This window comes from Paenibacillus sp. MCAF9 (genome assembly GCF_052114265.1).
GTDB lineage: Bacteria > Bacillota > Bacilli > Paenibacillales > Paenibacillaceae > Pristimantibacillus.
Map to the genome: position 1 here is coordinate 26118 of NZ_JBFREL010000031.1, position 14433 is coordinate 40550.

Below are 14433 nucleotides of genomic sequence, written 5' to 3' on the forward strand. Positions count from 1 at the left end.
TAGCCTCCTATTACTGTAATAATTCCAATGCAATTAAATAGGGCAATTTCATTGGAACTGCGTTTCCAATTATAGTCGCCAGGGCAGTCCGATTTTTAACAACCGAAAAATCAAAGTAATCGGGAAAGAACTGAATTCGTGCAGCCTCATGCGCTGTCAAAGTTCTCCGATTATCCGGATGGACATATCGTCCCATACACATACTGTAAAAACCACTTGTAATCGTTTGTGAGGGTTTGTCCCAACTTAGACGTCCATAAATACTTTTATAAGAATGCTTCTTATTTCTATGACATGGAGGACGTTCATCATCTGGCAAATCGTAAATATTATTTTCAAAGAGATATTCGATTCTCCGTTTATTATCTTTAGATGGTGTGGATGGTTGGTCATAGATTGACATGTACTCTATATCTACGAGGTCTCCTATTGCCCATTTGAGCCCTCTTTCTTCGATGCCATACTTATCCTCAATATACTCTACATCTAAACTTCGATTTTTTGATGCAATCATTACTAGTCTTTTTCTGTATTGCGGGACGCCGATTTTTGCCAAGTTGGATGTTCCCATACTCACAAAATACCCAAGTTTTTTAAGATATTCAGCCACGGTTTGTACTACTTGGTTCTTATCATGAATTGCTCCGTTAACATTCTCAATAATTATATGTTCAGGGGAAAATAACTCCGCCGCTCTCGCCATATATAAATACAGAAGATTTTTGGGGTCATTTCTTCTTGTGGAATTGTTTAAATCAGAATGACCTTGGCATGGTGGACCACCTACTAAAAAATCAATCGGAGGCATATCTTTAATCAGTTTCAATTCAGCTTCATTTGGTTCACTTCCTAGATTACATGTCATTATCTCACTTACATCAGCGTGTATAGCATTACTGCCCTTAAAATTATGTTTATAAGTCTCATATGCATTTTTATCAAAATCTACTGCTAATGGTACTCTAAAATCAAAACCTAAAGCTTTACATGCTTCCTTGATTCCTAAAGAAATCCCACCGCATCCACTAAACAAATCTATTACATTAATAGCTCGCTCACTTGTTCCTAAATCTGCTGAAAAACTTTGCCTGAGAAACGAATAATCATCCTTAGCAACTTCCTTTAAATCCAGTTCAACTGCTTCATATATCAATGTCTTCATGTTATAGACTCCTTGAGCAATATACTTAAGTATAGAAACTATTATACTACATGCAGTAACACTACGATAAAACTGTTTGACTCACAATAACACTTTTCTAAGTATAGAACAAATGTTCCTTTTCATCAAACAATACCGAAGCAAATTTGTAGACATCATGTCTATAGTCTGGAAACTAATTCGAAATAATTAGTCGCTATGTCTACAATCCGTCTACAATATCTAGACAGCACAAAACCCAGCCCTCATGCGGACTGGGTTTTCATGGTGGAGGCGAGGGGATTTGAACCCCTGTCCGAAGATCACGCCACACAGGCTTCTACGGGTGTAGTCACAGTTTTGATGTCACCCAAGCAAACGCCCCGTAACCGGCTTTCGCTAAGGTCAGCCTGATTGTCTTCTTCAGCTCACCGCAGGCGGAGATGAGACAGCGTATTCCACTACTTGTTAGCCCCTAATCCAGTCACATGGACGATGCTGGGTAGAAGCACGCACACAGTTTCTTAGGCTGCGAAAGCGTAGTTTGTTTGTTGTTTGCCGTTTAATAGGCTTTAGCGTTGATGAAGCGGACGACTCCCCGCTACCCGCAACCCGCGCTCGTACAATCCCCGTCGAATCCATAAACGCCCCCAATTTTGCATAAACGGTTAGCTGCAGATTAACACTACTCCGAAAAGTAGATCTACACTAACGTTTAGCTCGATTGAAGCTTTAGGATTAAGGATCAGCATCTGACCAAGCAGGCTGTTCCGATTGTCTAGCACAATTGCACTTGCATTTATTGATTGTCTTGCCGTTGCTACTGTCTTAGTATACCACGAATCAGCTGCTTCCGTGCACAATTGTTATTGGCAATCATGGTCGCTTGCTGCCATGGAAATCTACACCTTAGTTAGAAACCTTCTGTTTCTCACGCAGCACGCGCTGGATATCACGCTGAGCATCACGTTTAGCAGCACTATCGCGCTTGTCGTATTGCTTCTTACCTTTACCGAGACCAATCAATAACTTCGCGTAACCATTGCGCACATAAATCTTCAAGGGTACAATAGCATAACCTTCTTGCTTGGATAAGCCTAGAAGCTTATGAATTTGCATCTTGTGCATCAACAGCTTGCGAGCACGCGTTGGATCGGTAGGGTTGTGAATATTCCCTTGCTCGAACGGACTAATATGCATATTGTGTATGAAAATTTCACCGTTGCGAATGGTAGCAAATGCATCACTAATATTTGCACGACCTGTTCGCAGCGATTTAATTTCTGTACCCAAAAGCACCATGCCAGCTTCGAACGTTTCCTCAATGAAATAGTCATGGGAAGCTTTCTTATTCTGGGCGAGCTGCTTGCCGTCACTCTTCTTACCCATGCTAGTCACCTCGACTTAATTAAGCTAAAATAATGGTTGCACGTATACTGGTGTTCATTGTAACAACTTTAACAACGAAAATCAAGGCGGCCATGGAGCATCCCGCTCTGTCGCTCTGCCAAAAAAGGAGATTTCCCATGCTGCTTGAAATCATTGCTACGACTGCAGATGAAGCGGTTACAGCTGTAGTGCACGGTGCGGACCGTGTAGAGCTTATATCCGCCTTTGAAGAAGGTGGACTAACTCCACAAGAGGACGTTACGGTTTCGGTGCTTGAGGCGTTAAAACGGCTTGAGCAAGCTAATCACACACCTATAACTAAAGTATATCCCGTACATGCGATGGTTAGGCCTCATAGCAAGTCCTTTGTTTACGATAAGGCAGATCTTAGTGAAATGGCTGCTCAAATGATTAGAATGCGTACATCAGGCGTTCATGCGTTCGTCTTAGGCACGCTTCAGCTTGATGGGACTATTAATACAGATGCATTAGAAAGTTTATTGGAAGCTGCCGGTGATCGTCCTGTTACCTTCCACCGAGCATTTGATGAGGTGCCTGACCAAGAAGAGGCGTTAGCCACACTCCTAAAATACCCTCAAATCAAATGGATACTTACCTCAGGCGGTAAACCGAGCGTTCTTGAAGCAACAGATCAAATTAATAGGTTGGTTAAACAAAGTATTGGACATACTGTTACCATACTCCCAGGAAGCGGTCTATCGGTTCCTTCATTGCCTGCCTTTATAAAATCTACCGGAGCACAAGCCGTTCATCTCGGAACTGGTGTTAGAACCGGTGGAACAGATTCTCCTATCGATGGAATGCTCGTTCGTCATGCCCGTCAATTGCTTAACGAATTCCTATAAAGAAACAAAACAGAAGCTCCTTTTATGCACAAAAAAACCGCCCTCAACCTAAAAGGTCAAAGGCGGTTTTATCAACGTTCGTAAGCTACTACAGCTTTACAACGTTTTCTGCTTGTGGTCCACGGTTGCCTTGAACAACGTTAAATTCTACGCGTTGTCCTTCTTCAAGAGTTTTGAAGCCTTCGCCAGTGATTGCGGAGAAATGTACGAATACATCGTTGCCGCCTTCAACTTCGATAAAGCCGAAACCTTTTTCTGCGTTAAACCATTTAACTGTACCTTGTTGCATGTGTAAAAACCTCCAAAAAAATAATATTAATATGCGCCTGGTTTGTCTTTAAACAAAAAATTCACACATTGGAAAGGGTTTCATGACTATAATGATACCCTTTTCAATATGTGAATTCAGGTTCATATTATCGATTGATTTGAGTGTACTATACCCAGAATTAAAATGCAAGTGACGAGCTTAAATATATTTTCCCAAATTGCCCAGATCGCGGCGACTTCCAATTATGCCATAGAACGGAAGTCGCCGCCCTTATTTATTTGCGATTTTTCCGGACAAAAGCAGCTGTGGCGTTGCCGCCGCCTCCGCTTTTTTTCTTCCGCTTGCTCTTCACCGCATCGCCGCCGCTGCCTTCCACGCTCGGCAATTCCGCGCCTCGCTCACTACCGACCACGCCGCCCTGCGGCGTATGCCGCCGCTTCGCGCCGCCGCCACTTCCATCGCTCCGCCGCTGCCCGGCTCCACGACCATTTCCGCCTGGCCCGCCGCTATTGCGGATGGGCAGGCCCCACATATCCGTACGCGCATTGTTCCCGCGCGATGAATCTCTACCGTTGCCAGGCGACAAATCCGCCTCTTGCCCCGGCCCACGCTCCGCCGGATTTCCACCGTCGTTCACGCCAGCTCCGGCTGCGCCTTCGCCGCCACGTCCGCGCCGCTTGCCGCCGCGCCCGCTATCAGGTGCATCGATGCGCCATGGATTGGCCTGCTCGACAATGCCAACCACGCTGCGGTCGACGCCGCCGCCAAATCCGCCGCGTCCGCCTTTGCCTCCGCGACCTTTGCCGCGGCCGCCCTCGGCTGCACCGCCTTGACCTTTACCTCCGGCATTTGCACCACGATCCGTTTTACCACGATAACCTTCGGCTGCTCCGCCTTGGCCTTTGCCAGCCGCGCTTGCTCCGCGCTCGTTTTTTCCACGGTAAACTTCGCTTGCGCCACCTTTACCAGCACCGCTCGCGCCGCGCTCGCCTCTTCCGCGGTTGCCCTCTCCTGCACCGCCTTGACCTTTGCCGCCGCGATTGCGATCACCGAAACCACCGCGTTTTTTGCCGCCGCGTTCGCCGCCGCCAAAACCGCTGCTTGGTATGCCTTTATAGCCGCTGCGCGGCTTCATATCTACAAGCTCGAAATCAATCGTGTGCTCCGTCATACTCACCCGAGTAACGCGAATTTTAACTTCATCGCCAATTCGGTACACTTTCGACGTACGCTCGCCGACCAATATCATATGCTGCTCATGGAAGTTATAATAATCATCAGACATGTCGCTCAAACGAATTAGTCCTTCGACCGAATTGTCCAATTCGATAAACATGCCGAAGCTCGTTACGCTGCTAATAATGCCTTCGAACTCTTCGCCCACTTTATCGAGCATGAATTCACATTTTTTCAACTGCTCAGTATCACGCTCTGCATCAACCGCTACACGCTCACGTTCCGAGGAATGCTGCGCAATTTCCGGCATCCTTGCCGTTAGCGACTCATGTCTTGCTTCCGTCAATTGGCCTTTGCCATCAAGCACCTCGCGAATGATACGGTGAATGACCAAGTCAGGATAGCGGCGAATTGGGGATGTAAAGTGTGAATAAAACTCAGCTGCAAGGCCAAAATGCCCCAAGCTCTCCGCATCGTATTTCGCCTGCTTCATCGAACGAAGCATCACTGTGGAAATAACGGTCGCTTCCTTCGTGCCGCGAATGTCCTCAAGCAGCGTCTGCAATGCTTTTGGATGAATGGAATTGCCTTTGCCCTTCACGACATAACCGAAGTTTGCTGCAAACTGAACGAAGTTAAGCAATTTCTCTTGTGACGGATCTTCATGAATCCGGTACAGGAACGGCACACGAAGCCAGTGAAAATGCTCGGCCACCGTTTCATTCGCCACGAGCATAAATTCCTCGATGATTTGCTCCGCTACCGAACGCTCGCGCTTCACAATATCAACCGCTTTGCCGTTCTCATCCACGATAACCTTAGACTCTTGGAAATCGAAGTCAATCGCTCCGCGCTTCATTCGTTTTGAACGAAGACGCATCGCTAGATCCTCCATCAAGCCAAACATATCAAGCAAGCCGGCGTAACGCTCTTTCAACTCGGTTTGCGGCTCTTCTTCCGTTGCAGTCAATATTTTTTTCACATTCGTATAGGTCATACGCTCTTTCGTGCGAATCACACTCGTAAACACATCATGACGTACACGCTTAAGCGTCGCCGCATCAAATTCCATTTCACATGAAAGCGTCAGACGATCAACCTGCGGGTTGAGCGAGCATATGCCATTCGACAAACGATGCGGCAGCATCGGAATAACGCGATCCACCAAATATACGCTGCAGCCTCTAAGGTATGCTTCCTGATCGAGCTCTGAATTTTCTTTTACGTAATAGCCGACATCGGCAATATGTACACCTAACAAATAATTGCCGTTCTCCAGACGCTTCACATGCACCGCATCATCTAGATCCTTTGCGTCCTCGCCATCTATCGTCACGATGACCTCATCGCGCAAATCTCGTCTGCCTTGCTGCACAATCTCATCGTCTGTAATGGAATCAGGTGCCGCTTCAGCTTCTCTCATTACTTCATCAGGAAAGCCCTCTGGCAGCTGATGCTTGCGAATAATCGACAGGATGTCGACACCGGGATCATTTTTATGTCCCAAAATTTCGACAATTTCCCCTTCGGCAGCAGAACGCCCTTCTGGATAGGAAACGATTTTAACGACAACCTTCTGTCCGGAGACAGCACCTTGATAGCCGCCTTTTGGAATAAAGATATCCCGATTGATCCGTTTATCATCCGGCACGACAAAAGCATAAACCTCGTGATCCTCGAACGTTCCTACGATTTGCGTAACGGCACGTTCTACAATACGGACGACCTCGCCCTCCATCCGGCCTCCATGCTCACTTCTCGAAGTGACACGAACCAGAATGATGTCTCCATTCATTGCGCTCTTCAAATCATTGGCATGCAAATACACATCTCCATGATCCTTCTCATCCGGGATTAGAAAACCGAAGCCCTTGGCATGCGATTGCAGCTTGCCGCGCAATAAGTTCATTCGTTCCGGCACGCCGTAATGATCATTTGGCGTACGAATGATTTTGCCTTCATCCTCTAATTTGTTCAGCAGCTTAAGGAACTCCTTAAACTCCACTGCATCTACGATACCAAAATGTTTCTCAAGCTCTTGGTACGTCATCGGCTTATACGCCGTCTCTCTCATAAAATCAAGCAGTTCCTGCTCGTAATTAATCATTATTAGTTTTTCTCCTCATAAACCTGCCGTATTGCTCTAGCGCCATTTGCAGCAGGTTGATAGATTATCATATAACTTGTAGTATACACGAAATGGAAGCCCAGCATCCGTGAATATGATGAAAATACAAAAAAAGCGAGGAATATCCTCGCTTTCTGCGTGTGTGTTCGTTATTGTTTTACGAAGTAAGATACAACAAGCGCCAATATGAAGAAACCAGCTGCAAGAGCAACTGTCAAACGTTGCAAGAACAAATCCAAACCGCGCGCTTTCTGTTTTCCGAAAAGGTGCTCAGCGCCACCCGTAATCGCTCCGGACAAGCCTGCACTCTTACCTTTTTGCAACAATACGACAGCAATAAGGCCGACAGAAAATATAACAAGCACGATTTTCAATATGATATCCATTCATTCCACCTCCAGCATAGGAGCTCCGTAGAAACACATAAATCGAGTGTACCATAGATGGGCACAAATTACAATAGGACAGGCCTTATTCTCGCTGTTCACGCAAAGCCATGCTCTTTCAAATAGTTAAAATTATTTGCTGCGCTATCAAGGGAGCTTGAGCTGAATTGCTCCTGCTCCACAAACATATATTTAACGCCTGCAGGCTCAAGCTCTTTTAACAGCTCATCATAACCTACCTCGCCTTTGCCGATTTCTGCATCCTTCCGCCCTTTCAAAAAGTCTTTCAAATGCACGCAAGGAACGCGTCCCTTATATTTCTTCAAATAATCAGCCGGTTTATAACCAGCGATATAAATCCAGCCCAAATCAAACTCCATCTGCAAGAGCTCCTCTGGAACATCCGACAATATTTGATCGATAATAGGCTTCTTCTCCACCAGCTTAAATTCAAAATCATGATTATGGTAGCCGTATTGCATACCTGTTGCCTTCACCTGTTTTGCGCATTTTGTGAAAACATCAACTAAATACTGCACATTATCCTTTGTCGGAAGTTCAGGAAGCGGCGACCAAGGCGTAATAATATAAGTCACATCAAGCTCCATGGCATATTCAATTTGTCCTTCAAAATCAGACTCCATTTGCTTGGTATCGCTAAAATTCAAAGGTACATGAACGGAGGGGGCAATTAATCCGAGTCCATCCATCTTGCTTTTCAACTCTTTGGCCGGCATTTTGAAATACCCTGTGAATTCTACCGCTTTATAGCCGATTTTGGCTACCTTCTCCAGCGTGGACAAAAAATCAATCTCCGTTTGATCACGAAGAGAATACATTTGAATGCCTATAACAGGTTTCGCCAATCAAACACACCGCCTAATCGTTGATGCTTTACCCTCTTATTATGTCCTGTATGAGCGAAAAAAAAAGAAGGATATGCCTGATGAGGCATACCCTTCTATATAAGCCGCTAAATGCGTCTTATTTTACGTGTTTCAAGTTGTAGAAAGCTGATTTGCCAGCGTATTGAGCTGTCGAACCAAGCTGGTCCTCAATGCGAAGCAATTGGTTGTATTTCGCAACGCGGTCCGTACGGGAAGGAGCGCCTGTTTTGATTTGGCCAGCGTTTGTAGCTACAGCGATGTCAGCGATTGTGCTGTCTTCGCTCTCGCCTGAACGGTGAGAGATAACTGCTGTGTAACCAGCGCGTTTAGCCATTTCGATTGCATCAAAAGTTTCAGTAAGCGTACCGATTTGGTTAACTTTTACAAGGATAGAGTTACCTACCCCTTTGTCGATACCATCGGATAGACGCTCAGTGTTCGTAACGAACAGATCGTCACCAACGAGTTGAACTTTTTTGCCAAGCTTCTCAGTAAGCAATTTCCAACCATCCCAATCGTCTTCAGAACAGCCGTCTTCGATTGTAAGGATTGGGTATTTGTCAGCCCATGAAGCAAGTAGGTCAACGAACTCAGCAGGTGTAAACGATTTGCCTTCGCCTGCAAGCACGTATTTGCCGTCTTTGAAGAACTCAGTGGAAGCAACGTCCATACCTAGGAATACGTCAACGCCTGGCTTGTAGCCTGCGCGCTCGATAGCCGAGATAATTGTTGTAATTGCTTCTTCGTTTGAACCAAGGTTAGGAGCAAAGCCGCCTTCGTCGCCAACAGCTGTGTTTAGGCCTTTATCATGCAATACTGCTTTTAGGTTGTGGAAAATTTCAGCGCCGATACGAAGCGCTTCTTTGAAGCTTTCAGCACCAACAGGAAGAACCATAAATTCTTGAACGTCGATGTTGTTGTCAGCGTGCTCGCCGCCGTTGATGATGTTCATCATTGGAACTGGAAGCGTCTTAGCGTTGAATCCGCCAAGGTAAGTGTAAAGAGGTACATCAAGAGCGTCAGCAGCTGCGCGAGCTACTGCCATCGATACAGCTAGAATTGCGTTAGCGCCTAGCTTAGCTTTGTTTGGCGTACCATCAAGCTCGATCATTTTGCGGTCGATAGCTACTTGATCAAGAGCATCTAGGCCAATGATTTCAGGAGCGATTTCAGTGTTAACATTTTCAACAGCTTTCAAAACGCCTTTACCAAGGTAACGGGATTTGTCGCCGTCACGAAGCTCAACAGCTTCGTATGCGCCAGTGGAAGCGCCGGATGGAACGATTGCACGGCCTTTGCCGCCGGACTCAAGAGAAACCTCTACTTCTACAGTTGGATTCCCGCGGGAATCAAGCACTTCGCGTGCGTATACATCAACGATAATTGACATGAGAGAAAACACTCCTTTTAAAGTTTTATTTTTTGTTGATTAATGTAATGCCCGTCATTTCAGCTGGCTTAGCAAGCTCAAGCAGATCAAGAACTGTTGGTGCGATATCTGCAAGAATACCGCCGTCGCGAAGAGTCTCGCCTGCTTTCGTTACGATAAGCGGAACCGGGTTCGTTGTATGTGCCGTAAACGGACGGCCATTCTCGTCGAACACCATGTCAGCATTGCCATGGTCAGCCGTGATGATGCAGACGCCGCCTTTGGCTAGTACTGCTTCCACTACTTTGCCAAGGCATTCATCCGTCGCTTCAACCGCTTTGATCGTAGGCTCCAGCATGCCGGAATGACCTACCATATCAGGGTTGGCGAAATTCAGAATGATTGCGTCATGCTTGTCAGATTCAATCTCGCGTACCGTGGACTCAGCTAGCTCATATGCGCTCATTTCCGGCTTGAGATCGTACGTTGCGACCTTAGGGGAGTTAATAAGCACACGAGTTTCGCCAGGAAGCTCATGATCGCGTCCGCCGCTGAAGAAAAATGTAACGTGCGGATATTTTTCTGTTTCTGCAGTACGTAATTGAGTCTTGTTGTTTTGCACGAGCACTTCGCCAAGCGTATTATCAAGGTTCTTTGGTGAATACGCAACGAATCCGCCAACGGTTTCACTGAATAGCGTCAAGCAGACGAAATACAGATTAACAGGGCGCTTCTCGCCACGGTCAAAGCCGCGGAAGTCCTCGTTCGTGAATACTTGCGACAATTGAATCGCACGGTCAGGACGGAAGTTGAAGAAAATCACTGCGTCCTCGGATTCAACAAGGCCAACTGGCTTATTTTCACCGTCTACAATAACCGTTGGCATAACGAATTCATCATAAACCGATTTCTCGTAGGATTCAACTACCGCTTGAATCGGATCGAAATATTGAGGGCCCTCGCCATATACCATAGCGCGGTAGGATTTCTCCGTACGCTCCCAACGCTTGTCGCGGTCCATTGCATAGTAACGGCCTTGAACCGTCGCAATGCGGCCTACGCCAACCTCTTCGATTTTGGCTTGAAGACGCTCTAGATAGCCCTTTGCACTGTCCGGGGACACGTCGCGGCCATCAAGAAAAGCATGAATGTACACTTCTTCAAGCTCTTCCTTCTTCGCTAGATCGAGCAATGCGAACAAATGCTCAATGTGGCTATGAACGCCTCCATCCGACAGCAAGCCGTATAGATGAAGCTTTTTGCTATTTGTTTTTACATGGCGAACAGCACCAAGGATCGTCTCATTGTCGTAAAATTCACCATCGCGGATCGATTTACTAATACGAGTCAAATCCTGATAAACGATGCGGCCTGCGCCGATGTTCAAGTGGCCAACCTCGGAGTTGCCCATTTGACCTTCAGGAAGTCCAACCGCTTCGCCGCACGCTGTCAATGTCGTATGCGGATAAGTTGACCAATAACGGTCATAGTTTGGTTTGTTTGCTTGTGCAACCGCGTTGCCCGTTACATCATCGCGCAAACCGAAGCCGTCGAGAATAATAAGCGCTACAGGTTTCGGAGCAGCCATATTACTTGGCCCCCTCGACCAGTGCAATGTAGGATGCAGGCTCCAAGCTCGCGCCCCCAACAAGTGCACCGTCAATATCAGCTTGACCCATGTACTCAGCTACGTTATTAGGCTTCACGCTGCCGCCGTATTGAATGCGAACTGCATCAGCAGTCGCTTGATCGTAAAGACCAGCAACAACGCTGCGGATATAACCGATAACATCTTGTGCATCCTCGGAAGTAGATGATTTGCCAGTACCGATAGCCCAGATTGGCTCATAAGCGATAACAACTTCAGCTGCTTGTGCTGCAGATAGGCCTACAAAAGCTGCTTCTGTTTGCACTTTGCATACTTCTTTTGTTTGTCCAGCTTCGCGCTCTTCCAGCTTCTCGCCTACACAAACGATAGGAAGCAAGCCATTTTTGAAGGAAGCATGAACCTTCTTGTTTACGATCTCATCTGATTCCGCGAAATAAGCGCGGCGCTCGGAGTGACCGATAATTACGTATTTCACACCAAGATCCTTCAGCATAACGCCGCTGATTTCACCTGTGAATGCACCGTTGTCTTCAAAATGTACGTTTTGTGCTCCAATAGCAATCGACGTACCTTTCGCAGCTTCAACAAGTGCCGGAAGTGTTGTGTATGGCGCGCAGATCACGCTCTCTACACCTGCAACTTCAGCTTTGCCTTTAATTTCGGAGAAAAATGTTACAGCCTCGGATACCGTTTTGAACATTTTCCAGTTACCTGCAATAATCGGTGTTCTGTTGCTCATGCGTAATCCTCCTCAAATCTATATAGTTGGGTAAATGTATTATTTATCGTTAAGAGCAACTACGCCTGGAAGCACTTTGCCTTCCATAAACTCTAGGGAAGCGCCGCCGCCTGTCGAGATGAAGTCCATTTTGTCAGCTAGGTGGAATTTCTCAGCTGCTGCTGCGGAATCGCCGCCGCCAATTACAGTATAGCCAGCTGTTTCTGCGCAAGCGCGAGCAACGGCTTGTGTACCATGGGAGAATGGCTCGATTTCGAATACGCCCATAGGTCCGTTCCATACAACCAGCTTGGAGTTTTTGATCACATCAGCATAAAGTTCACGTGTTTTAGGACCGATGTCGATGCCTTCCCAATCAGCAGGGATGCTGTCAACGTCAACGATTTGCGTGTTAGCGTTAGCGCTGAAATCGTCAGTTACAACGATATCAACTGGGATCAAGAAGTTTTTGCCTAGTTTTTTCGCTTTTTCCATGAACTCAAGAGCCAAATCAAGCTTGCTGTTGTCTACAAGCGATTTGCCGATTTCGTGGCCTTGTGCTTTGAAGAATGTATAAGACAAGCCGCCGCCAATGATGACATTGTCAGCAATTTCAAGCATTTTATCGATTACAGCGATTTTATCTTTAACTTTCGAACCGCCAACGATCGCTGTGAAAGGACGCTCTGGGTTGTTAAGCGCTTTGCCTAGTACTTCAAGCTCTCTCTCCATAAGAAGGCCTGATACAGCTGGCAAAATGTGTGCAATGCCTTCTGTCGAAGCGTGAGCGCGGTGAGCAGCGCCAAATGCATCGTTTACGAACAGGTCAGCAAGTTTTGCAAAAGCTTTCGCTAGTTCTGGATCGTTTTTCTCTTCACCTTCATAGAAACGTACGTTTTCAAGCAACAGCACATCACCGTTGTTTAGTGCAGCAACTTGTGCTTCGACAGCTTCACCGATAGCTTCGTTCGCTTTCGTTACTTGCTTTCCAAGCAGCTCGGATAGACGTACTGCGGAAGCTGTGTGGCGAAGCTCTTCTACTACTTGACCGTTCGGACGTCCAAGATGACTTGCAAGAATAACTTTTGCGCCTTTTTCGATCAAAAAGTTGATTGTAGGAAGCGTTTCACGAATACGCTTGTCATCCGTAATTTTTCCATCTTCAAGCGGCACGTTAAAATCAACGCGAACAAATACTCGTTTACCAGCTAGTTCTGCAACATCACGTACACTTTTCTTATTCATCTATGAAGCCTCCCGAAAATGTGTTATGGAAAGGTATAGCGGTAGAATACAAAAAAAAGAAGGGCGTTCCTTCAAAGAAGAAACGCCCCCATGACTTACGACTCTAGAAGCCGCAAATCAAAAACCTTAGCTCCGCATGCGCGGAATGCTGCGGTCTTTAGTCCGTCTTCTTTGCTTACAGACCTTTGCTAGCAATGTAAGCAGCAAGATCAACTACGCGGTTCGAGTAGCCCCACTCGTTGTCGTACCATGAAATAACTTTAACCATGTTGCCTTCAACAACCATAGTCGAAAGACCATCGATTGTGGAAGAAGCAGGGTCGCTATTGTAGTCGCTTGATACAAGCGGCAATTCGTTGTAGTTCAAGATGCCTTTAAGAGGACCGTCAGCAGCTTCTTTCAATGCTGCGTTAACTTCTTCTACAGTAACATTAACTTTAAGCTCAGCTACAAGATCAGTTACAGATACGTTAGGCGTAGGAACGCGCATTGCCATACCGTTTAGTTTGCCTTTAAGCTCAGGAAGAACAAGTGCAACAGCTTTTGCTGCGCCAGTTGAAGAAGGAATGATGTTCTCAGCAGCTGCGCGAGCACGACGCAAGTCTTTGTGAGGAACGTCAAGAACGGATTGGTCATTTGTGTATGAGTGAATTGTAGTCATCATACCTTTAACGATTCCGAATTTGTCGTTCAATACTTTTGCGAAAGGTGCTAGGCAGTTCGTTGTGCAAGAAGCGTTGGAAATAATGGTGTGTGCCGCAGCGTCGTATTTATCTTCGTTAACGCCGATAACTACTGTAATATCTTCGTTCGTTGCAGGTGCGGAGATGATAACTTTTTTAGCGCCGCCTTGCAAGTGAAGCTCAGCTTTTTCTTTCGCTGTGAAAATACCAGTTGATTCAACTACGATTTCAACGCCTACTGAACCCCAAGGAAGGTCTGCAGGGTTGCGCTCTGCGAATACTTTGATTTCACGGCCATTTACGATAAGCGCGCCTTCTTTAGCTTCAACAGTACCGTCAAGTTGACCGTGTGTTGTATCGTATTTCAGAAGATGTGCCAGTGTTGCAGTATCCGTAAGATCATTTACTGCCACGATTTGAACATCAGGGTTGTTCAGTGCTGCGCGGAATACGTTACGGCCGATGCGACCAAAACCATTAATACCAACTTTAACCATTTTTGTTTCCTCCTAAGCGTTTTTAAAAGATTTATGAATATATTTCAAGACATTTTGCAGGTATGCCT

12 protein-coding genes and 1 other RNA gene are annotated in these 14433 nt (G+C 46.2%); 1 reads left to right on the forward strand and 12 read right to left on the reverse strand.

Annotation, left to right across the window (positions count from 1 at the left end; translation table 11 throughout):
* Positions 1-10 precede the first annotated feature (10 nt).
* The 3 genes from AB4Z45_RS27735 to smpB all read right to left on the reverse strand — a co-directional run bounded on the left by AB4Z45_RS27735 (position 11) and on the right by smpB (position 2530).
* Positions 11-1162 (reverse strand): DNA cytosine methyltransferase, encoded by a 1152-nt coding sequence (locus AB4Z45_RS27735; RefSeq protein ID WP_441912709.1) that lies wholly within the window; start codon positions 1160-1162, stop codon positions 11-13.
* Between the two features lie 265 nt (positions 1163-1427).
* Positions 1428-1793, reverse strand: a transfer-messenger RNA (tmRNA) gene (gene ssrA, locus AB4Z45_RS27740).
* 257 nt (positions 1794-2050) lie between these two features.
* On the reverse strand, positions 2051-2530 hold the full coding sequence (smpB, locus tag AB4Z45_RS27745) for an SsrA-binding protein SmpB (protein ID WP_076270736.1): 480 nt from the start codon (positions 2528-2530) through the stop codon (positions 2051-2053).
* A gap of 137 nt (positions 2531-2667) precedes the next feature.
* Between smpB and AB4Z45_RS27750 the strand changes: the two genes are divergently transcribed.
* Positions 2668-3396: a copper homeostasis protein CutC gene (locus AB4Z45_RS27750; protein WP_441912710.1), complete on the forward strand. Its 729-nt coding sequence runs from the start codon at positions 2668-2670 to the stop codon at positions 3394-3396.
* Between the two features lie 88 nt (positions 3397-3484).
* Here the strand turns inward: AB4Z45_RS27750 and AB4Z45_RS27755 are convergent, their stop codons facing one another.
* The 9 genes from AB4Z45_RS27755 to gap form a co-directional block, all read right to left on the reverse strand.
* On the reverse strand, positions 3485-3685 hold the full coding sequence (locus tag AB4Z45_RS27755; RefSeq protein ID WP_028609190.1) for a cold-shock protein: 201 nt from the start codon (positions 3683-3685) through the stop codon (positions 3485-3487).
* Positions 3686-3941: 256 nt separating this feature from the next.
* Positions 3942-6947, reverse strand: coding sequence for a ribonuclease R (gene rnr / locus AB4Z45_RS27760; RefSeq protein WP_441912725.1), 3006 nt, complete (start codon positions 6945-6947; stop codon positions 3942-3944).
* A gap of 173 nt (positions 6948-7120) precedes the next feature.
* Positions 7121-7357, reverse strand: coding sequence for a preprotein translocase subunit SecG (gene secG, locus AB4Z45_RS27765; protein ID WP_054025946.1), 237 nt, complete (start codon positions 7355-7357; stop codon positions 7121-7123).
* Positions 7358-7455: 98 nt separating this feature from the next.
* Positions 7456-8223, reverse strand: coding sequence for a sugar phosphate isomerase/epimerase family protein (locus AB4Z45_RS27770; RefSeq protein WP_430063731.1), 768 nt, complete (start codon positions 8221-8223; stop codon positions 7456-7458).
* A gap of 118 nt (positions 8224-8341) precedes the next feature.
* The gene (eno, locus tag AB4Z45_RS27775) at positions 8342-9634 is read right to left on the reverse strand and encodes a phosphopyruvate hydratase (RefSeq protein ID WP_076270740.1); all 1293 of its coding nucleotides are present in this window, start codon (positions 9632-9634) and stop codon (positions 8342-8344) included.
* 25 nt (positions 9635-9659) lie between these two features.
* The gene (gpmI, locus tag AB4Z45_RS27780) at positions 9660-11201 is read right to left on the reverse strand and encodes a 2,3-bisphosphoglycerate-independent phosphoglycerate mutase (protein ID WP_076270741.1); all 1542 of its coding nucleotides are present in this window, start codon (positions 11199-11201) and stop codon (positions 9660-9662) included.
* 1 nt (position 11202) lies between these two features.
* On the reverse strand, positions 11203-11961 hold the full coding sequence (gene tpiA / locus AB4Z45_RS27785) for a triose-phosphate isomerase (protein WP_076270742.1): 759 nt from the start codon (positions 11959-11961) through the stop codon (positions 11203-11205).
* A 39-nt stretch (positions 11962-12000) separates the two neighbouring features.
* The gene (locus tag AB4Z45_RS27790; RefSeq protein ID WP_076270743.1) at positions 12001-13185 is read right to left on the reverse strand and encodes a phosphoglycerate kinase; all 1185 of its coding nucleotides are present in this window, start codon (positions 13183-13185) and stop codon (positions 12001-12003) included.
* Positions 13186-13360: 175 nt separating this feature from the next.
* Positions 13361-14365 (reverse strand): type I glyceraldehyde-3-phosphate dehydrogenase, encoded by a 1005-nt coding sequence (gene gap, locus AB4Z45_RS27795; RefSeq protein ID WP_076270744.1) that lies wholly within the window; start codon positions 14363-14365, stop codon positions 13361-13363.
* Between the last annotated feature and the right edge of the window lie 68 nt (positions 14366-14433).

Bases quoted from the DNA above. Each gene is read 5' to 3' on its own strand.
- AB4Z45_RS27735 (WP_441912709.1), bottom strand. From the start codon at position 1,162: ATGAAGACATTGATATATGAAGCAGTTGAACTGGATTTAAAGGAAGTT.
- smpB (WP_076270736.1), bottom strand. From the start codon at position 2,530: ATGGGTAAGAAGAGTGACGGCAAGCAGCTCGCCCAGAATAAGAAAGCT.
- AB4Z45_RS27750 (WP_441912710.1), top strand. From the start codon at position 2,668: ATGCTGCTTGAAATCATTGCTACGACTGCAGATGAAGCGGTTACAGCT.
- AB4Z45_RS27755 (WP_028609190.1), bottom strand. From the start codon at position 3,685: ATGCAACAAGGTACAGTTAAATGGTTTAACGCAGAAAAAGGTTTCGGC.
- secG (WP_054025946.1), bottom strand. From the start codon at position 7,357: ATGGATATCATATTGAAAATCGTGCTTGTTATATTTTCTGTCGGCCTT.
- eno (WP_076270740.1), bottom strand. From the start codon at position 9,634: ATGTCAATTATCGTTGATGTATACGCACGCGAAGTGCTTGATTCCCGC.
- gpmI (WP_076270741.1), bottom strand. From the start codon at position 11,201: ATGGCTGCTCCGAAACCTGTAGCGCTTATTATTCTCGACGGCTTCGGT.
- tpiA (WP_076270742.1), bottom strand. From the start codon at position 11,961: ATGAGCAACAGAACACCGATTATTGCAGGTAACTGGAAAATGTTCAAA.
- AB4Z45_RS27790 (WP_076270743.1), bottom strand. From the start codon at position 13,185: ATGAATAAGAAAAGTGTACGTGATGTTGCAGAACTAGCTGGTAAACGA.
- gap (WP_076270744.1), bottom strand. From the start codon at position 14,365: ATGGTTAAAGTTGGTATTAATGGTTTTGGTCGCATCGGCCGTAACGTA.